The organism is Nocardia carnea NBRC 14403 (assembly GCF_000308515.1).
GTDB lineage: Bacteria > Actinomycetota > Actinomycetes > Mycobacteriales > Mycobacteriaceae > Nocardia > Nocardia carnea.
This window is the reverse complement of record NZ_BAFV01000046.1, coordinates 17,822-37,579: the sequence shown is the minus strand read 5'-3', so window position 1 is coordinate 37,579 and position 19,758 is coordinate 17,822. Positions and strand designations below refer to the sequence as shown.

The following is a 19,758-nucleotide window of genomic DNA, read 5'->3' as shown; positions in this document are numbered from 1 at the left end:
CCCGATAGAGTCGTTTCTTCGATGTGATCGACGAGAGGCACAGTTGTGGCGGTGGCGAGACGGATGACCCGCCTCGAACAGAAACAGGCGACGCGCACGGCACTGATAGACCGTGCCCGCGAACTGTTCACCGAACATGGATACACCGCCACCACCGGGGATATGATCGCGAAAGCGGTCGGCGTATCCCGTGCCACGTTCTACCTGCATTTCCGGTCCAAGGCCGAAGTCGTGCGCGAACATATGCGTGCCCGCGAAGGGGCGATCCTGGCGGCGTACCAGGCGCTCGACAATATCGCGGACCCCACCCTCGCGGACGTGACCGGCTGGCTCTCCGGCCATATCGACTATTGGCGAGGACACCGCGCCGAATTCGCGGTGATGGAGCAGGCGCTGGCCCACGAGCAGTCGGTATCCGACGAATGGTTCGCCATGCTGGGTCGAGTCTCCGCCCGGATGCGCAACCTACTGGCCCGGCAACCGGACGAGGAAGCCCGGGAACTCGCGCGCGCCCACGTGATGTCGATGCTGATGTCCACCGACCGCAACCTCCAGTTCGCGGTAGTCCAGGGGCACGACGACGATCTCGGGGCACTCGTCCGGGTACTGGCCGAACAATGGCTGCACTGTATGCGTCGCTGAGTGGTCCCGGCCTCGACGCCGACTGATCACGGCTTCGCGCACCAGCGTTCGCGCCGGTTTCTCTGTCGTCCCCCAGGATTTCGCATGTTGCGGGTTCACTCTCGGCTGTGCGCACCCTCGCCACTCGCGCGAACACCGGCGTCCGGTCGTGGTCTGTGCCGCGACACGCCGTCGTGTCCTGGCGGAGTAGCCGGATTGGGTTCCGCGTGCGGGGTAGCGGCGACGCCTGGGGGCCGATATCCCACCGTTTGGCCAGGTCAGACGACAGAATGTGGCGATGCGAACCTATACCCGTGTGCTGCCGGCGGTCTTCGCCGGAGTGCTCGTCGTCTTCGCGCCTACCGTCGCGGCCGCCCCGGTTCCGGGGGGCTCGGCTCAGCTGCCGTTTCCGCTGACTCCCCAGCCGGAGGGCGTACAGGCGCCCGCGGCGGCGCTGGCGGAGGCCCATACCGGATTGATCGTGTGGTCGCGGCAGCCGGACACCCGGCTGCCGATCGCCAGCCTCACCAAGGTGATGACGGCCGTGGTCGTGCTCGAATCGGGTGATCTCGAACGGCCGGTCACGGTGTCGCAGGCGGCCGTCGACTCCGCCGCCGCCCACGGGGGCAGTACCGCGGGCCTGGTGCCGGGTGAAGTGCTCACCGCGCGGCAGCTGCTGTACGCGATGATGCTGCCGTCCGGTTGCGACGCCTCCTACGCTCTCGCCGAATCGTTCGGACCCGGCCGGGACGGTTTCATCGCCGAGATGAATGCCACCGCGCACCGGCTGGGTATGCCGAATACGCATTTCAGCGACCCCAGCGGTCTGCCCGTCCCCGACGATTTCGCCACGTACTCGACGCCCGCGGAGCTGGTGCGGCTGGGCCGGCACGCGATGGCGAATCCGGTGTTCCGGCAGATCGTCGGAACACCGGTGCAGCATCAGCCGGCCGGGCCCGCGAACCGGCATCACGTCTGGGAGAACACCAACGGGTTGCTCGAGGAGTATCCGGGCACCGCCGGTATCAAGACCGGATCCACGAACGCCGCCGGGACCTGTTTGCTGTTCGAGGCGACCCGCGGCGGCCAGCGGCTGATCGGGGTGGTCCTGAACAGTTCACCCCACGACCTGGACGCCGCGACGGCCGACGCCCGGCGCATCATGGACTGGGGTTTCGTCCCGATCCTCAGCTCGCTGCCCATCTGACCAGGCGCACCGGCTGCCATCCCGGCCTCGGCTGCCCAGGCGGTCGAGGCCGGGCTCGTGTCAGCAGTGATGCCGGTCGCTGCCGCGGCGATCCATCGGCCAGTGAGGGCCGCCCGGCGGTCACGTCGAGGCTCATGCATTTCTGCGGGGGCCTGGGCTCAGTCGGCGAACTGGCGCCGCAGCTCGTGTTTGAGAATTTTTCCCGTGGCATTGCGGGGTATTTCCGGCAGGGAGTATACCGTTTGGGAACTTTGTAGCGGGCCGGCCGCTCACCGAGGAACGCAGCAATATCTGTGTCGATACCCTCGAATCCGTCGTCCGGCACGATCGCTGCGACACCGATCTCGCCCCATTTATCGTCCGGTGCACCGAATACCGCGCATTCGCGCCCCCAGGCATCTCCAGCAGCGCGGCCTCCACTTCGGCCGGGTAGATGTTCTCGCCGCCGGAGATGATCATGTCCTTCAGCCGGTCGACGATCCGACGAAACCCTCGTCCTCGGCCATCCCGATATCGCCGGAGCGAAACCAGTGCTCGTCGCGGAACCGAGTCTCTGCTCGACCTCATGGCAGCGCGCCGGGGCCTGTTTCGGTGAGCACGTATCCCTGGCACATCGGAATCCCGCGCGCGGTGAACGCGCGCAGCGTCCGGGGTGGAACGGGTGCCGCCGCGACAGTGACGAAGCGCAACGACGACAGATCGCGGTGCGGCCAATCCGGGTGCGCGCTCATCCCGAACGACTGATTCGAAAGCGGGGGCCGCCGGAGCCGATAGCCCGGCCCGGGCACCTCCTAAGCACCCAATCGGCTCTGCCGGTACCGGACAGGGCGCCGCTGGGCGGTACCGGAGCGGGGCAGGTCCAGCCGCCTTCCGATTTCGGCCGCCGCGGTCTGCACCGACAGGTGTATCCGCTGGTCCGCGCGGATCTTCGCGACCGAACCGAAAACCGAGACCGCGGCGGGCTCGCCGTGACCCATCGTCCCGATCGGCGCCGCGACACAGCTGAAACCCTTCATGCACCGCTCGTGCTCGTAGACCATGCGCAGTTCCCGGGCCCGGTCGATATCCGGTGAGCCGGCATGGGCGGGCCGGTCGAGGGCGAGCAGGGCCTTGCCGATCGCCGAGGTCTCCGCGCGCATCCGGCTGCCGACACGCGACCGGATACCGGTGACCAGTTCTCCGCCGACCTTCTCCAGATAGACCACCTCGTCGCCGTCGAGTACCCCGAGGTGCACGATGCAGCCGGTCACCCGGTGCAACCAGTGCAGGCTGGGGAGCGCGGCCTGACGCAGCGCGTTCTGCTGGGAAGCGGCCGAACCGAGCTCGATGATGCGCATACCCAGCTGGTATTTCTTGCCGTTCCGGTGCACCCAGCGCAACGTGACGAGCTGTTCCAGCGCGCGATGCGCCGACGACAGCGGTAATCCGGTGGCCGCGACGATCTGCGACAGGTTCATGGGTTCGGCACCGTCGAGTACGTCGAGGATCGAGGCCGCGCGCTGCATGACTCCGGTCGGGGTCTCGCGGGGATTCTGCGACCGCATCCGGTCTCCTTCCTCATTCGGCCGATGCGACGGGATAACTCCATGTCAGGGGGCCGCATCGCCCACGCACCATAGAACGCGGCGGGGGCGGTGGGGACGAATACTTCCACTGTCCGGAAACTCCGCTGTCGGACGCTGTGCCGGCGGGTTGTAATCCGTGGATGACCGATCTCTGCTCATTCCCTCCCGGCGCGCTGCTCGCGGGCCGGCGGGCCGTGGTCACCGGTGCTGCCGCCGGTATCGGCGCCGCCGTCGCGCGGGCATTCGCCGCGCACGGTGCCGATGTCCTGGTCGCCGATATCGAGCCGGTCGGTTCGGTCGAATTCGATCCCGCCGCGGGCGGCTCGATAACGCAGGTGGAATGGGATGTGCGGGTATCGCCGTGCCCGTCCGCAATCGTCGAGCACCGGCCCCACGTACTCGTCAACAACGTCGGCCACTATGTGCAGCCGCCGCATACCTTCGCCACCAACGCGCCCTCGCTGTGGGGCGAACTGCACGACATCAATTTCGGGCACGTCCTGCGCCTGACCCATGCGCTGCTACCCGGGATGACCGAGCGCGGCACCGGTTCCATCATCAACCTCACCACGGTCGAAGCCCACCGCGCGATCCCCGGCCACGCCGTGTATTCGGGGTACAAAGCCGCACTGACCGGGTTCACCCGGTCACTGGCTGCGGAGATCGGTCCCGCCGGTATCCGCGTGAACGCCATCGCCCCGGACCTCATCGAATCGGTCCAGGTGCCCTACGCCGAGCTCGTTCCCGAGGAGGATCGGCATCTGTGGCCGACCTGGTCACCGCTCGGCGGTCCCGGACAGCCGGACGATGTGGCCGGTGTGGCGCTGTTCCTCGCCTCCGACCTGTCCCGCTTCGTCACCGGCGGCACCATCCATGTCGACGGCGGAACCCACGCCGCCGGTGGCTGGGTGCCACGCCACTCCGGCGGTTGGACCAACCGTCCCCGCAACCCCTGACCCCACGCACCGAAAGTTGTCTCTGCTATGAAAATTCTGATCATCGGCGGCACCGGCATGATCGGCGCGCACGCCGCGCTGCACCTGCGCGAACACGGCGACGACGTCACCATCGCGGCACGGGGCGAGATCCCCGAGAACTCGCCGGTCGCCGGTTTTCCGTTGCTGCAAGGCGATTACACCGTTCCCACCTTCACCCGGGAACAACTGTCGCAGTTCGACGGCATCGTTTTCTCCGCCGGGCAGGATGTGCGGCACAAGAAAGCCGACGACGACCCGGGGCAGTTCTGGGCGGATACCCAGATCGTAGGCGTGCCGCGGTTCGCCGAACTCGCCAAACAAGCCGGTGTGGGCCGTTTCGTACAGGTCGGCAGCTATTACCACCAGCTGCGTCCGGACCTCGCGGACAACAACCCGTATATCGCGGCCCGGAAGGCGGCCGACGAGGGGGCACGTGCGCTCGCGGACGAATCGTTCAGCATCTGCACGCTCAATCCGCCCTCGATCATCGGAGCGGTTTCCGGTGCGTCGGCTCGCCGTTATCGGCGGATGGTCTCGTGGGCGGCCGGAAACGAGCCGGATATCCCTGATTTCGCCCCGGCCGGCGGCACCAACTACATGTCCGCCGCCTCGCTTGCCCAGGCGATCCGTGGTGCCCTGGTCGAGGGGGAGTCCGGTGCGGCCTATCTCATCGGCGATCAGAACCTCTCGTACCGGCAGTTCTTCCAGATGATGGTCGACGCCGCCGGCGGCGCGCGGGAAATCACCGAACGCGACGAACAGCATCCGCTGCTGCCGGACGCCGCCATCATCCAGGGGCGCGGCAACACACTGGCATACGAACCCGATGCCGGCGAGGTGCAGCGGCTGGGTTACACCCGCAACGACTGCGCTCGCGCCGTCGCAGCGCTCATCGACGTGGTCGTCACGGCCGCGCACTGAACCATCCGATTTCCGCGCGCCGGGCTACGGCGGGATATTCGCCGTAGCCCGGTCCGCGCCGAGGCTTGATCACCGACGCTGGAGCCACCGTGTACACAGAAAAACAACCGCCGAGAGCCGAATCCCCGTCGGGGGCAGAGGCACCGGCCGACAACACACAGTTGCGTAAAGTCGCGCTGTCGAGCCTGCTGGGCACCGTCCTCGAGTACTACGACTTCCTCCTGTACAGCACCATGGCCGCCCTGGTCTTCGGCAAGCTGTTCTTCCCGTCGTCGAACTCGGCGGCCTCCACCATCGCCGCCTTCGGCACGCTCGCCGCGGGTTACGCGGCCCGGCCCATCGGCGGCGTCCTGTTCGGTCATTTCGGTGATCGACTCGGGCGGAAATCGATGCTGATCGTGACGATGGTGATGATGGGCGGCGCCAGCTTCGTCATCGGCCTGCTCCCCGATTACGGGTCGATCGGTGTGCTGGCTCCGATCCTGCTGGTCGCGCTGCGCCTCATCCAGGGCATCGCGATCGGCGGCGAATGGGGCGGGGCGGCACTCATGGTGATCGAGCACGCCGACAAGGATCGCCGCGGTAGATGGGCCGGGATCATGCAACTCGGCTCACCGATCGGCTTCCTGCTCTCCACCGTGGTGGTCATGGTGGTGACCATGCTCCCGGACGAGAGCCTGTACTCCTGGGGCTGGCGACTGCCCTTCCTGCTCAGCGGTTTGCTGGTGGCCGTCGGCCTGTATGTGCGTTTGGGTGTGGTGGAGAGCCCGGTCTTCCGGGAGGCCCTGGAACAGGCCGAATCCGAATCCGTTCCGAAAGCCGCGACACCACTGGTCCGACTGCTGCGCAATCCGCGCCCACTCGTCCTGGCGTGCGCCGCCGGAATCGGGCCGTTCGCGCTGACCGCGCTCACCACCTCGCACATCATCGCCTACGCCACCGATACCGGATACGACGAATCCGAGGTGATGCGCACGCTGGTCGCGATGTCGGTGGTATCGCTGGTCTGTATTCCGCTGTTCTCCGCGTTGTCGGACCGGCTGGGTCGCCGGTCCGTCACCATGACCGGCGCTGTCGGCGCCGTGATTTTCGCGCTCCCGCTGTACGCCATGGTGAACACCGGCTCGGTCCTCTGGCTGACCGTCGGCCTGCTGATCGCACAGGTGGTGCAGAACCTCATGTACGCACCGCTGGCGCCACTGCTGGCGGAAATGTTCGGTACCGAGATGCGGTACACCGGTGTCTCGCTGGGCTATCAGATGGCCAGCCTGATCGGGGCCGGATTCGGTCCGCTGATCGCGAGCAGTTTCGTCGCCTCGACGGGTGGCTCCAGCCTGCCGCTCAGTGCGATCATCGGCGTCACCGCGCTCGTCACGGCCACGGCGATCTGGCGTATGGCCGAAACCCGCGGGCGTGATCTGACTGCGGAGTTCGTTCGCGGATAGGCAACGTGCGGGCCGGGATGCGAGGCCGGGCGCTCACCGGATCGAGCCGGCGTCCACCCTCGGTGGCGGTGTGCCGACCGATAACGGCGGGAGTTCGCCGTCGTAGCGTTCGGCCTCCACCAGGCAACTGTTGGCGGCGGGCCCCTGGGTCAGCGAACTGGTGCCGATATCGTTGGTCACCGTATTCGGATTCCCGTGCACATCGAGTGATTCGGGGTCGGCCGGGTCCAGCGGGTCGTACCAGGCGCCGGTCGCCATATGCACCACGCCGGGCCGTACCGCATCGCTGATCCGGACCCCCGCGAGCAGGGCGCCGCGATCGTTGTGGACTCGCACGATATCGCCGTCGCTCACGCCGCGCGCGGCGGCGTCGGCGGGATTCATCCGCAGCGGCTCGCGACCGCGGACCTTGGTTTCCCGGCTGGTCACGCCGTGATCGAGCTGGCTGTGCAGGCGGGTCGCGGGCTGATGGGAGAGCAGATGCAGCGGAAAGCGTTGTGCCGCCGGGCTGCCGAGCCATTCCTGCGGCGGGAACCATGCGGGATGGCCGAGACAGTCCGGATAACCGAATTCGGCGATGGTCCGGGAGAAGAGTTCGATCCGACCCGACGGAGTCCGCAGCGGGTGCCGTTGCGGATCGTCGCGGAACAGTTCGAGAACGTGGCGGGACTCCGGTAGCTGCGGCCGCAGATCGAGGGGCCCACCGGCGTGGAAATCCGCGTATCCGGGTAATCGGATACCGGCGGCTGCGGCATTGTCGACGGTGGTGCGCCACAGCTGCTCCACCCACTGCCGTGCGGTCCGCCCTTCGGTGAAACGTTCTGCGAAACCGAGTCGTTCGGCGAGACCGGTGAAGATCGCGTAATCGTCGCGTGCCTGCTCGTACGGTGCGAGGGCCTGAGGCATGGGCGTCATCCAGTGATCGGTGCGTCCACCGGTGAAATCCTCCCGCTCCGCGGACGCGGTGGTGGGCAGGACGATATCGGCCAGCCGGGCGGTCGCGGTCCAGCTGATCTCGTTGACGATCACCGTGCGGGGCCGCGACCAGGCCCGCCGCAGCCGGTTGAGATCTTGATGGTGGTGGAACGGATTACCGCCGGCCCAATAGATCAGGTCGATGGGCGGATAGGTGAGGACACGCCCGTTGTAGTCGACCGTGCCGCCGGGTCGTTCCAGCATCTCGGTGAGCCGGGCGACCGGAACGATATCGGCCACCGGGTTTCCCGGCTGCGGCAGCACACCGATCTCGAAGGGCAGATAGCGGCGCTGCAGATTGTTGGTCATCCCGACCCCGGTACCCATGAGCACCCCGCCGCCCGGCAACCCGATATGACCCAGCGCGGCCGCGAGCGCCCAAGCGGCCCAATAACTCTGCTCACCGTGCTCGGCGCGCTGCAGCGCGTACGGCAATCCGATCAGGCAGCGTTCGCGCGCCATCAGCCGGGCCAGCGCGCGGATCTCGGCTGCCGGGATCTCGGCGAGGCCCGCGGCCCACTCCGGTGATTTGGGTACGCCGTCGCTGCGGCCGGTGACGTATTCGGCGAGCCGGTCGAAACCGGTGCAGTAGCGGTCGAGGAAGGCTCGGTCGTGCAGGTCCTCGGTGATGAGGGTGTGCAACAGGGCGAACATTATCGCGGCATCGCTGTGCGGGCGGCACGGTATCCAGCGGGCACCGAAGGCCGGGTCGCAATCGTCGCGAACGGGTCCGATATGGACGATATCGATACCGGCTCCGCGCAGCGCAGCCTGCCGGTCCGGGCCCGGATGTGCCCCGATACCGCCGGGGTTGACCTGGGTGTTGCGTTGCGGGGCGCCACCGAAGAACACGATGCGGGTGCAGTGCCGGGTGATCTCTTCGGTACTGGGCGCCTGCCGGGCGGCGACGTAGGCGTTCATACCGAGGACGTGCGGAATGAGCACTTCGGCCGCCGCGAACGAATAGGTGTCCACCGAGGCGGTGTAACCGCCGAAGAGTTGCAGGAAGCGGTGGACCTGCCCCTGGGCGTGGTGGAATCGGCCGGCTCCGGCCCACCCGTAGGAACCGCCGTAGATGGCACGGTTACCGCCGGTCGCGCGGGCCGTGCGCAGTGCGTCGGCGGCGATATCGAGCGCCTCGTCCCAGTCGACCTCGACGAACGGTTCCTGTCCGCGGCGCGTGGGATCGGCAGCGGTCCGGTCGCGGTAATAGCCGAGGCGTATCGCCGGTCGGGCGATGCGGTGGGCCGGATCGTGCAGCGCGGCCAGTGAGCGCCCGATGGGGGACGGGTGCGGGTCGTCGCCGTGCGGTGTCACCGAGAGTGTTCCGTCGGCGGCGGTGTCGACGAGGTAGTTCCCCCAGTGGGTAGCGGTGGGTCGGGCCCGCGTCATCGTCATCCTTTCCGGCGCCGGGCGGCCGGTCAGCCCCTCGGTGGGCTGCGGTTCCGGCCCGGTGTCGCCGTCTGACACGCCCGAACCTCTCGGTGTCCGGCGTGTCTCGGGTTTCCAGTGTGCACGCGGGGCCCGGGTACCACGCATACGCGTCCGGAAGCGTGGGGAGTGCGGGCTGTGGTGTGCCGTCCGCTGCCCGGCGGTCGTTCGACTGGCCGAGCGGGCGCCGAGGCGGGGCCGCGTTTGTGGGTGGCGGGCGCGTTGCTATCTTGAACGTCGTTCAAGCTCGGTTGTTGCGAAGGATGGCGTCATGAACGGTGTCGAGGACTCGCGGGCGCCGAAGACTCGCATCACGGCGCGGGATATGGCGCAGATCGCGGTATTCGCCGCGCTCATCGCCGCGCTGGGCCTGCCGGGCGCGATCACGGTCGGCTTCAGCGGTGTGCCGATCACCGTGCAGACCCTCGGCGTGATCCTCGCTCCCGCCGTGCTGGGAGCGCGTAAGGGCACCGCGGCGGTCGCGGTGTTCATCGCGCTGACGATCATCGGCCTGCCGCTGCTGTCCGGCGGGCGCACGGGCCTCACCGCGCTGGCCGGGCCGAGTGCCGGCTATCTGGTCGGCTGGATACCCGCCGCCCTGGTCATCGGCCTGCTCACGGCGCGGATCGTGCCCAAATACCCGCTGGTCCCTGCGCTGCTGATCAACGCGGCCGGCGGTATCGCGGTCATCTACCTGTTCGGCACCCTCGGCCTGCTGCTACGCACCGACCTCGGAGTACTTGCCGCGATCCAGGCCAATGGGGTCTTCCTGCCCGGTGACCTGCTGAAAGTGGTCGTCGCGACGATCGTGGCCAAAGGTGTGCACCGCGCCTACCCGGGGTTGATCCGTGGATAGCGGAGCACTCGGCGGTGCCGCCGCGGCGCCCGCGCTCGCCCTCGACGGCCGCACTCTCACCTATGCCGAGCTCGACCGTGCCGTCGATCAGTGGATCGACCGGCACCCACCGGGACCGCGCGGTTACGACGCCTCCACGCTGCCGGTTGCCGACGCCCTCATCTGTATCTGCGCGGCCGCGCGGCTCGCAGTGCCGGTCGCGGTCGAGGATCCGGCCGCCCGCCCGCACCGATTCACCTGGCCCGCGGAGGCGTTCCTACTGGTTGCCACCTCCGGCTCGACCGGCCGGCCGCGGCCGCTGGCTCGTACCGCCGCCTCCTGGTACGACAGCTTCCCGGTTTTCACCGAGATCACCGGGGTGACCTCGCAGGACCGTGTGCTGCTCACCGGCCCACTGCACGCGACCATGCACCTGTTCGGCGTCCTGCACGCCCTGTGGTGCGGTGCCTGTGTCACCGACGACCCGGCGCGGGCCACCGCTGTGCACGCCGTTCCTGCGGTCCTGCGTGAGTTGGTACCGCGGGCGCCGCGGCTGCGGACCGCGATCGTGGCCGGGATCGCGGCCGATCCGGGGGCGCTGGCCGCGGCCCGCCACCTGCGTGTCGTCGAGTACTACGGTGCCTCCGAAGTATCGCTCGTCGCGGCCCGGGAGGTCCCCGCACCACTGCGCGTGCTGCCCGCGGTCGAGACGAGGATCCGGGAAGGGTTGCTGCACGTGCGGTCCCCGTACACCGTGCTCGGGGCGCCGGAGTGGTTCTGTGTCGGTGATATCGCCGAACTCGGCGACGACGGTGAATTGCGGGTGCACGGCCGCGGGGAAGCGGTGATCAATGTCGGCGGCACCACGATCGTCGCGGAGGATGTGGAGCGGGTGCTGGGTGGTATCGACGGCGTCGCGGTGGCGGCGGTGATCGGCAGCCCGCATGCGGTATTCGGTGAAACCATCACCGCGGCAGTCCAATTGGACGGCGCCGATATCGACGAGGTCCGGCGGCGGGCACGTGGACTGCTCACCAGGGAAGCGATGCCGCGGCGCTGGGTGCCGGTCCGGGAAATGCCCACCACGGCCGCCGGGAAGATCGCCCGCGGCCGGTTGAAAGACTTGCTCGTATGAACCTCGACCCCGTATTCGTCGCCGCCCGGCGCACCCCCATCGGCACGGCCGGTCACGGGTTTGCCGATCTCACCGTCACCGATCTGGCGGCGCCGGTGCTCGCCTCCGTGGCCGGCACGCTGCGCGACGCGGGTGTGGACCTCCCGATCGACGATGTAGTCCTCGGTAACTGCCTGGGGCCCGGCGGGGACCCGGCGCGCGTGGCGGCGTTGCAGGCGGGACTCGGTTCGCAGGTACCGGGGGTGACCGTCGACCGGCAGTGCGGTTCCGGGCTGGATGCGGTGATCCAGGCGGCGCTGCGGATCCGCAGCGGCGCCGACCGGCTCATCCTGGCCGGTGGCGCCGAATCGGCCAGTACCGCACCCTGGCGGTTCTGGCCGCCGGTGGCCGGTGCCGATCCGGTGCGCTACACCCGGGCACCGTTCGCCCCGGCCGGTTTCCCGGACCCCGATATGGGTGTCGCCGCCGATGATCTCGCCCGCATCCAGGGAATCTCGCGGGAACGCCAGGACGAATACGCGGCCCGCTCGCACACACTGGCCGCAGCCGCCGATTTCACTCCGGAGATCGTGCCGGTGGCCGGAGTGCACCGTGACGAACGGATCCGCGCCGGGATGACCACCGCGCGCCTCGCCCGGCTCCGGCCCGGTTTCGGTCCCGACGGCACTGCGACAGCCGGAAACTCCTGCGGTATCTCCGACGGTGCGGCCGTGGTCGCGGTGACGACCGCGCAGGAGGCGGCCGGGCTCCCGGCGCTGCGTATCGTGGCCACCGCCGTCGCCGCCGGTGATCCGGCCCTACCCGGCCTCGGCCCGGTACCGGCGATCCGGGCGGTCCTGCGCCGGGCCGGCCGCACGGTATCCGATGTGGGCGTCGTCGAGATCACCGAGGCCTTCGCCTCGGTGGTACTGGCGGTGGCGGACGAGCTGGATCTCGACGAATCGCTGATCTGCCCGGACGGTGGCGCGATCGCCATGGGGCATCCGTGGGGTGCCTCGGGCGCGGTCCTGCTGGTGCGGCTGGCGAGCCGCATGCTGCGTCCGGACGGTCCGGCACTCGGCCTGGCCGCCTGCGCCATCGGTGGCGGTCAGGGAGTCGCGATGCTGGTGGAGCGTGCGGCGTGAGTGAGATCGTTTTCGACTCGGTGCACCATTCGTTCGGTGAGCGGCAGGTGTTGCGGGGTATCGACTTGCGGATCGAGGAGCGGCGGGTCGGGATCGTCGGCGCGAACGGATCGGGGAAATCGACTCTGGCCCGCATGATCAACGGCCTGCTCACCCCGACCTCCGGCACCGTGACCGTGGACGGGGTCGACACTGCCCGCAAAGGGGCGAAGGTCCGGCGCAAGGTCGGGTTCGTGTTCACCGACCCCGATACCCAGATCGTCATGCCCACGGTCGCCGAGGATCTGGCGTTCTCGCTGCGCCGCAGCGGTCTGGCCAAAACGGAGGTCGCCGCGCGGGTGGCCGAGATCCTCGACCGGTTCGGGCTCGCGGGACATGCCGAGCATCCGTCGCATCTGCTCTCCGGTGGGCAGAAACAGTTGCTCGCCCTCGGGGCGGTATTGATCCGCCGGCCGCAGGTGATCGTCGCCGACGAACCCACCACCCTGCTGGATCTGCGCAATGCCCGGATCATCGCCGAAGCGCTGGACGCCGTCGATCAGCAGGTGATCGTGGTGACCCATCAGCTGTCGCTACTGGCCGGTTTCGACCGGGTGATCGTCATCGACGACGGCGCGGTTGCCTTCGACGGCGATCCCGCCGCCGCGCTCCCGGCTTATCGGGAGCTGGTCGAGTGATCGGGCTCTACCGGCCCGGTGATTCGCCGGTGCACCGCACACCGGCGGGGAGGAAACTGGCGCTGCTGCTGGGACTCATCACCGCGGCGACGGTGTTCGTGCGCACCCCGCTACACCTGGGTGTGGCCGCCCTGGTAGCGGTGGGACTGTTCGCCCTGGCCCGGATCCCGTGGCGCATCGTCCTGGAACAGTTGCGCCCGATGGTGTGGATGCTGGCGATCATCGCGGTCTTCCAGGTGCTGACCACCTCGCCGACGCGGGCGATCGTGGTGTGCGGATTGCTGCTGTTGTCGGTGGCGCTGGCCGCGCTGGTCACGCTCACCACCCGGGTCACCGACATGCTGGACGCGGTCACGCGGGTGCTGGGGCCGTTGCGGCGGGTCGGGGTGGATCCGGACCGGATCGGTTTACTGCTGGCACTGGCGATCCGCTGCGTTCCGCTACTGGCGACGATCGTGCGGGATGTCGCCGAAGCGCGGCGGGCCCGGGGCCTGCAATGGTCGATGACCGCGCTGGTCACCCCCGTGCTGGTGCGCTCGTTGCGGACCGCCGACGCGATGGGAGATGCGCTCGCGGCACGCGGGGTCGACGATGACTGATGAAGGTAGCGTGCAGGCCCGGCCGTGCCGCCGACGGGACGTCGATGAACTGCTCGCCGATCGGATCGCGCGCCAGGCGCGGTCCCGGCCGGCCGTGCGCACCGCGGACGCGGGCGTCGACTACGCCGAATTCTGGACTCGAGTCTGCCGGGTCGCCGCGGGGCTGGCCGGTATGCGGCGGGTCGCGGTGTTGCCGACATCGGATATCGACTCGCTGATCACGGTGGTGGCAGCGATGCGGGCCGGAGTCTGTGTAGTGCTGCTGCACCGGTATCTGACTCCGGATCAGCTACAGCGGGTGCTCACTGTGACCCGACCCGGCGCGTTGGTGGCTGTGGCCGCGCAACATCGGCGCTTGCGGCGAATGGGATTCGGCGGTGTTCCGCGCACCGCCGCCGGACTGGAGAGTGACGGGGCGGGCGGCCGTGCCGGGCCCGACTCCGAGCTGCTGGTGGGGGTCACCTCCGGAACCACCGGTGAGCCGAAACTCTTCGTCCGGGATCAGGCGTCCTGGGCGGCCACCTTGAACCGATCCGACCGGACGTTCTCCATCGGGCCGGGCGATACGGTCGCGGTGCCCGGGGTCCTGGACCATACCCATTTCCTCTACGGTGCCCTGCACGCCCTGACTCGCGGCGCGACAGTCGATCTGCGGCCGGCCCCGGACGCGCTCGCCGACGGCGCGACCCACCTGTATTCGGTGCCGACCCTCGCCTGGGATGTCGTACGTTCGGCGAGCGGGCCGTACCGCGATGTGCGGGAAGTGCTGTCCTCGGCGGCACGGTGGCCCCGGAATGGGCGGGCCGCCATGCGGGAAGTGTTGCCGAATGCGACGATCACCCATTTCTACGGTGCCTCCGAACTCAGCTTTGTCTCGTTCGACCGGGGTCTGGGCGGAGCCGATGAGTACGGCACGCCCGCAGTCCGCGAACGCAGCGCGAACGGAACCGGCGACGCCGGCGCCGCCTGCGGCGGGGACGTGGACAGTGGAGCCGGGCCCGGCGACGAATATTCGGCGGGGGAGTTGTTCGATGGGGTCGAGGTGGAGATTCGCGACGGCCGGGTGTTCGTGCGCAGCGATATGGTTTTCCGGGGTTATCTCACCACGGCCGGTGTCGTGGACGGCCCGGTGAACGGGTGGGTCTCGGTGGGGGATCGCGGTGCCCTGGACGGCCGGCGGCTGCGGTTGTTCGGCCGGGACAGCGAGATGTTCATCCGAGGGGGTCTGAATGTGGAACCGGCGGCAGTGGAGGCCGCTCTGACGGCGATTCCCGGTATCACCGAGGCCGCCTGTCTCGGCGTCGCGGACGACCGCTGGGGGCAGGTACCGGTGGCCGCGGTGGCCGTGGACCGGCGGGCACCGGATCCGGCCGAGATACGCCGGCGATTGCGCGCGGTACTGCCGGGTCCGAGTGTGCCGGTGCGGATTCAAGTGCTCGACGCACTCCCGCGGACGCCCCGCGGCAAGGTGGACCGGCCGGCGCTGCTCGCCGTGCTCGGGGCGCGAGGGCGCCACGACCATGACTCGCCGTGACACGTTGCGATTTTGCAGCGATTGTCATTTTCGACACGCCACATCTATTGCCAAGCTTGGGTAGTTCTTTACTATAAGAGGAGTTGACGAACAGTTGCGCCGCGCGATGGCCACCGGGTTCCGGCCATCCGTGCAGATTATGTTCGTCAACTCATAATCTCCTGCTCTGCAAGTGTTTTCGGCGGTACTCGGGTTCGGAAGCGATCGGACGATGTGGTTCGGTGAGATATCACCAGCAGTGGAGGCGCCCTCTCAGGCTTTGCTAAGTCTTTACCATTACCGTGGCTACGGTTTAAGTCTCGGCCCGTTGCTGTGCCGGGACCTACTTCACCGCGAGATGCCGGTTCGCGGTCAGTGCCCAACTGGACATATTGATCGTCAACCGACCTCGGCTCCGGCCGAGTCGGCGAAGGAGAGCGATGGCAACCAAAAGCTCGAATCCACCTGGTACACAACCTGGTCCGGATCCGGAGGGCCCGCCGCCCGCCGGATCCGGCACCCGTTTCAGATCCCCCCGCATCACCTCGATCCTGCGCCATGACGTACCGGCCTCGATCGTGGTGTTTCTTGTCGCGCTGCCGCTTTCGCTGGGTATCGCGATCGCCTCCGGCGCCCCCGTGGCCGCCGGACTCATCGCCGCCGTGATCGGCGGTATCGTCGCCGGTTCCCTCGGCGGCTCCGCGCTGCAGGTGAGCGGTCCGGCCGCGGGCCTCACCGTGATCGTCGCCGAATCGATCCATCAATTCGGCTGGAAAGTAACCTGTTTCATCGTTGTCGCCGCCGGTGTCCTGCAGATCGTCTTCGGGCTGAGCCGGATCGCCCGCGCGGCACTGGCCGTGGCCCCGGTGGTGGTGCACGCGATGCTCGCGGGTATCGGTATCACCATCGCGCTGCAACAGTTGCATGTACTGCTGGGCGGCGAATCCAACAGCACCGCCTGGAACAACCTCACCGACCTTCCCGCCCAACTGCTTTCGCTGCACGGGCCCGCCACACTGCTCGGCCTGATAGTCATCGCCATCATGCTCGGCTGGAAATACCTGCCCCAACGGGTCCGGGTCGTTCCCGGTGCGCTGGCCGCGATCGTCGCGGCCACTGTGCTGTCGCTGGTGCTGTCCATGGACGTCAAACGGGTCACCATCGACGGGTCGCTGTTCGACGCGATCGGCCTGCCCGAACTGCCCCGCAGCGACTGGGCCGCGATCGTGGTGATGATCCTGACCTTCGCCCTCATCGCGAGCGTGGAGAGCCTGCTGTCGGCCGTCGCCATCGATAAGATGCATACCGGCCCGCGCGCCGATTTCGATCGCGAGATGATCGGCCAGGGGTCGGCGAACGTCCTGTCCGGCCTGCTCGGTGGTCTGCCCGTCACCGGTGTCATCGTCCGTAGTTCCACCAACGTCGCTGCCGGTGCGCGCAGCCGTGCCTCGGCCGTACTGCACGGTGTCTGGCTGCTCGTCTTCTCGGTGGTCCTGGTCTCGCTCGTGGAACAGATCCCGCTGGCCGCACTCGCCGGTCTGCTGATCGTCATCGGCGTGCAGCTGGTGAAACTGGCCCATATCCGGCTCGCCCACCGCACCGGCGATCTGCTCGTCTACGCGGTCACGCTGCTGGCGGTGGTCTTCCTGAACCTGCTCGAGGGCGTGCTCATCGGTCTGGCGCTGGCCTTCGCGCTGCTGATCTGGCGCGTCGTACGGGTCGCAGTCACCGTCGAACCGCTCGGCGGCACCGACCGCTGGCTCATCCGGATCGACGGCTCCTGCACCTTCCTGTCGCTGCCGAAACTGTCCACCACATTCGCGAAGGTGCCGCAGGGCGTTGCGGTCACCGTGGAGATGACCGTCGACTTCCTCGACCACGCCGCCTACGACGCCATCACCGACTGGGCCCGCCAGCACGAGAGCAACGGTGGCACAGTCGACTTCGTCGAAATCGGGGAAGCGCGGATGGCGCGTGCCGAGGCGGCACCGCCGTCGCGCAGCCTCGGCCGGGTGGTCCTCGACGACGTCCTCGGGCCGTGGCGGGTCGATCGCAGCGGATCGGCGGGGGCCGGTGACCACGATGATCCACTGGTCACCGGTATCGCCGCCTACCACCGCGGCCACGCGCACCTGATGCGGCCACACCTGGACGAACTCCGCGACGGGCAGGACCCCGACTCGTTCTTCCTCACCTGCTCCGACTCCCGGATCGTGCCCAATGTGATCACCAACAGTGGTCCGGGCGACCTGTTCACCGTGCGCAACGTCGGCAACCTGGTACCCCAACACGGGGACGCTTCCGTCGAAGCCGCCCTCGTCTTCGCGCTCGAGAAACTCAACGTCCGCTCGGTGGTGGTGTGCGGGCACTCGTCCTGCGGTGCGATGAATGCCCTGCACTCGGGTGAATCCGCCGGCCCCGGAATCGACAACTGGCTCGAACACGGGCAGCCCAGCCTGGCCCGCTACCACGCCGGCCACCCGGTCGGCCGGGCCGCCGAAGCCGCCGGCTTCGGACCGGTGGAGCAGCTGAGCATGGTCAACATCGCCGTTCAGCTGGAGAACCTGCACCGGCATCCGTCGGTCCGCCGCGCCGTCGAGGAACGCGGGGTCGCCGTTTCCGGGCTGTTCTTCGATATCGCCAGCGCCCGCCTCATCGAGGTCCGTGTGGACGGGATCGCGCCGATCGAGAACGACGGTGTGCTCGAACAGTTACATCGCGAACCGGCATCGGCCGGGAAGTAGTATTCGGCAACACGGTGAGGCCGGGATCTTTCCACACAGCGGAGAAGGTCCCGGCGTCCGTGAGCCCGGAAGACTGCCCCGGTTTCCGGGGACCGACCGGGGGAAGGCGGGGCGCGGCGCTCCGCATCTACGCCGCGCCATCGACCAACGGTCGGCTCACAGCGGTGCTGTGGTCCCGGCGTACCCACGCGCTAAGGGTTTCCAGCGCATCCGAGCGCTGAGGCCTGGCTGCCGTACAGCTCGGCGTATCCGGCGTCGCGGGGTTACGGCCCGGTGGACAGGCCGAACCTTCGTGCTGTGGCCCGGCACGGACAGACCGAACCTCGGCTGGTTCGTTTCGCTGGTGGCGGTGACCGGCGAGGCTGGTGCGGGTTCGGTCGGTGGAGGGCAGAACCCGATGGTTGCCGAGTTGGTACGGGGCCGCTACTCCGAGTTGGGGATCGGGGTGGGAGGCCTCGTAGGCTGGTTCCGTGGAGAACTCTTCCGAGACTGCGGTCGGGCGGGGCGCCGGGAGCGCCGAGGTCGCGTCGACACCGGGGACCGAGTCGGCTGTGGGAGATGACGGCGGGCCGGAGCAGTCGGGACCCGCCTTCTGGCGTGCCTTCCGTGGGCGGATCGCCGGGCGGCCCACGCTCGAGCTGGTCTACCGGGTCGGGGTGGCCGTGGTCGGCACGGTGGTGTTCGTCGTCGGGGTGATCACCATTCCGTTCCCCGGGCCCGGATGGGCACTGGTCTTCGCCGGTATCGGCATCCTCGCCACCGAGTTCGCGGTGGCGCGGCACGCGCTGGTCTGGTTGCGGGACAAGTACCGGCGCGGTATGGCCTGGTATATCTCCCGCGGTCCGTTGATGCAGGTACTGGCGTTCCTGGCGACCTGCGCGGTGGTCGTGGCCACACTGTGGATACTCGGCACGTTCGGATTGGTCGGCGGCTGGATCGGAGTCGAATGGCAGTGGTTGCACAGTCCTCTGATGTCGTGAAAGCGGCGCCGGGGCAGATGCTGGCGGACGAAACGTGGCTGGCGGCCCGGATCGCCGACCTCAACGCGTCCTGGCGTACCGATTCGATGCGGGTGGGCGCCACGCTGTGGTGGTGTATGACTGCCTCGGCGCTGGTCGAACCGGTGGTACGGGCACTGGTCCGGGATACGCCGATCGCGCCGCCCGCGCTGAACCGGCTGGAACTGTCGTTACGCCCCGACGGCACGGTCGAGAAGGTGCGAATCCTCGATGCCGATGCCGATGCCGATGCCTTGCGCTCGAAGCATCGGCGGACCGCTGGAACGCGCACTCCGCGTAACCGCGCCGCCGGCGATGACAGACCGGCGGCGGGGAATAGCGACGGCCCTGACTCCGGAAGGAGCACGGCGACGGTGCATGCCGCCCAGCCGTGCGGTACGGCCGGGCAAACCAGGGTGTGCGACCAGGTATCGCCGGAATTCGGTGACGTCCCGGGGGCACTGCGCGCCACTCTCGCCACAGTGATCGATCGGCTCGCCGCTGTCTCCGGAGTGCGGGCGCCGGCGCTGTGGGCCGTCGTCACCGATGTCGTAGCCAGTTGGGCGGTCGACGCGCGGGCACCCGAGATCGGGCAGCGGCTGGCCGCTGAACTCGGGCCCGCCCTGCCTGCGCCGCGGTTCGTCGATATCGCGGGCCGGACTTTCGTGCGCCGCGCGTCGTGTTGTCTCGTCTACGAGGCCCCGCGCTGCGAAAAATGCGTCAGCTGCCCCAAACGCCCGCCCGCCGAACGTGCAGCCCTGCTCGCGGACTACACACGGCACTCCTGACACCGAGCAGCGTGCTCTCGGTACCGAGCCGTGCTCGTGACACGGAGCGGCGCAACCGCGGCCCGTGGGCGGCGTCGGGGAGCGCGGCGAACCGGTTGGCAGACGCGTGTAGCCGGGACCGTGCTCGCTGAGATCGGGTTCTTACGGCGCGGCCCGCCGGAAGCGCTCGGGGCGTGTGGGCGAAGCCGAAGTCCCGAGCCCCA

The 19,758-nt window shown here is 68.6% G+C and carries 18 protein-coding genes; 14 read left to right on the top strand and 4 right to left on the bottom strand.

Annotated features, from left to right (window positions below):
• The first annotated feature begins 51 nt into the window (after positions 1 to 51).
• A complete protein-coding gene (locus ON22_RS16330) occupies positions 52 to 642 on the top strand; it encodes a TetR/AcrR family transcriptional regulator (protein WP_156052193.1) in 591 nt (196 codons plus the stop codon).
• 277 nt (positions 643 to 919) lie between these two features.
• Complete coding sequence (locus ON22_RS16325) at positions 920 to 1,828, top strand: D-alanyl-D-alanine carboxypeptidase family protein (protein ID WP_033241545.1); 909 nt, start codon at positions 920 to 922, stop codon at positions 1,826 to 1,828.
• On the opposite strand, the gene ON22_RS38000 is transcribed toward ON22_RS16325, so the two are convergent.
• The 3 genes from ON22_RS38000 to ON22_RS16315 form a co-directional block, all read right to left on the bottom strand.
• The gene (locus tag ON22_RS38000) at positions 1,809 to 2,153 is read right to left on the bottom strand and encodes a hypothetical protein (RefSeq protein WP_342446986.1); all 345 of its coding nucleotides are present in this window, start codon (positions 2,151 to 2,153) and stop codon (positions 1,809 to 1,811) included. The two genes, ON22_RS16325 and ON22_RS38000, sit on opposite strands and share 20 nt — an antisense overlap.
• A 238-nt stretch (positions 2,154 to 2,391) precedes the next feature.
• Complete coding sequence (locus ON22_RS37995; protein WP_231507930.1) at positions 2,392 to 2,559, bottom strand: AMP-binding protein; 168 nt, start codon at positions 2,557 to 2,559, stop codon at positions 2,392 to 2,394.
• A 60-nt stretch (positions 2,560 to 2,619) separates the two neighbouring features.
• Positions 2,620 to 3,372, bottom strand: coding sequence for an IclR family transcriptional regulator (locus tag ON22_RS16315; RefSeq protein ID WP_033241546.1), 753 nt, complete (start codon positions 3,370 to 3,372; stop codon positions 2,620 to 2,622).
• A gap of 161 nt (positions 3,373 to 3,533) precedes the next feature.
• On the opposite strand from ON22_RS16315, the gene ON22_RS16310 reads away from it, so the two are divergent.
• The 3 genes from ON22_RS16310 (at position 3,534) to ON22_RS16300 (ending at position 6,736) form a co-directional block, all read left to right on the top strand.
• Positions 3,534 to 4,349, top strand: a complete 816-nt coding sequence (locus ON22_RS16310; protein ID WP_033241547.1) for an SDR family NAD(P)-dependent oxidoreductase — start codon at positions 3,534 to 3,536, stop codon at positions 4,347 to 4,349.
• A gap of 27 nt (positions 4,350 to 4,376) precedes the next feature.
• Positions 4,377 to 5,291, top strand: coding sequence for an NAD-dependent epimerase/dehydratase family protein (locus ON22_RS16305; protein WP_033241548.1), 915 nt, complete (start codon positions 4,377 to 4,379; stop codon positions 5,289 to 5,291).
• 89 nt (positions 5,292 to 5,380) lie between these two features.
• A complete protein-coding gene (locus tag ON22_RS16300) occupies positions 5,381 to 6,736 on the top strand; it encodes an MFS transporter (RefSeq protein ID WP_033242285.1) in 1,356 nt (451 codons plus the stop codon).
• Between the two features lie 33 nt (positions 6,737 to 6,769).
• On the opposite strand, the gene ON22_RS16295 is transcribed toward ON22_RS16300, so the two are convergent.
• Complete coding sequence (locus ON22_RS16295) at positions 6,770 to 9,181, bottom strand: molybdopterin-dependent oxidoreductase (protein ID WP_231507931.1); 2,412 nt, start codon at positions 9,179 to 9,181, stop codon at positions 6,770 to 6,772.
• 232 nt (positions 9,182 to 9,413) lie between these two features.
• Here ON22_RS16295 and ON22_RS16290 point away from each other — a divergent pair, with 232 nt between their 5' ends.
• From ON22_RS16290 to ON22_RS16245, 9 genes are all read left to right on the top strand, one after another.
• On the top strand, positions 9,414 to 9,998 hold the full coding sequence (locus tag ON22_RS16290; protein WP_033241549.1) for a biotin transporter BioY: 585 nt from the start codon (positions 9,414 to 9,416) through the stop codon (positions 9,996 to 9,998).
• On the top strand, positions 9,991 to 11,112 hold the full coding sequence (locus tag ON22_RS16285; RefSeq protein ID WP_033241550.1) for an AMP-binding protein: 1,122 nt from the start codon (positions 9,991 to 9,993) through the stop codon (positions 11,110 to 11,112). The genes ON22_RS16290 and ON22_RS16285 overlap by 8 nt, the downstream gene beginning before the upstream one ends.
• On the top strand, positions 11,109 to 12,236 hold the full coding sequence (locus ON22_RS16280; RefSeq protein WP_033241551.1) for a thiolase family protein: 1,128 nt from the start codon (positions 11,109 to 11,111) through the stop codon (positions 12,234 to 12,236). Before ON22_RS16285 ends, ON22_RS16280 begins: the two co-directional genes overlap by 4 nt.
• Positions 12,233 to 12,913 carry an energy-coupling factor ABC transporter ATP-binding protein gene (locus ON22_RS16275; protein WP_033241552.1) on the top strand — a complete coding sequence of 227 codons (681 nt, stop codon included), beginning with the start codon at positions 12,233 to 12,235 and terminating at the stop codon, positions 12,911 to 12,913. Before ON22_RS16280 ends, ON22_RS16275 begins: the two co-directional genes overlap by 4 nt.
• Positions 12,910 to 13,512 (top strand): energy-coupling factor transporter transmembrane component T family protein, encoded by a 603-nt coding sequence (locus tag ON22_RS16270; protein WP_033241553.1) that lies wholly within the window; start codon positions 12,910 to 12,912, stop codon positions 13,510 to 13,512. The genes ON22_RS16275 and ON22_RS16270 overlap by 4 nt, the downstream gene beginning before the upstream one ends.
• The gene (locus tag ON22_RS34675; RefSeq protein WP_051157702.1) at positions 13,505 to 15,046 is read left to right on the top strand and encodes a class I adenylate-forming enzyme family protein; all 1,542 of its coding nucleotides are present in this window, start codon (positions 13,505 to 13,507) and stop codon (positions 15,044 to 15,046) included. The genes ON22_RS16270 and ON22_RS34675 overlap by 8 nt, the downstream gene beginning before the upstream one ends.
• Before the next feature lie 419 nt (positions 15,047 to 15,465).
• A complete protein-coding gene (locus ON22_RS16255; RefSeq protein WP_033241554.1) occupies positions 15,466 to 17,769 on the top strand; it encodes a SulP family inorganic anion transporter in 2,304 nt (767 codons plus the stop codon).
• 470 nt (positions 17,770 to 18,239) lie between these two features.
• Complete coding sequence (locus tag ON22_RS16250; protein ID WP_051157701.1) at positions 18,240 to 18,749, top strand: TIGR02611 family protein; 510 nt, start codon at positions 18,240 to 18,242, stop codon at positions 18,747 to 18,749.
• Positions 18,716 to 19,555, top strand: a complete 840-nt coding sequence (locus tag ON22_RS16245; protein ID WP_033241555.1) for a (2Fe-2S)-binding protein — start codon at positions 18,716 to 18,718, stop codon at positions 19,553 to 19,555. Before ON22_RS16250 ends, ON22_RS16245 begins: the two co-directional genes overlap by 34 nt.
• Positions 19,556 to 19,758 lie beyond the last annotated feature (203 nt).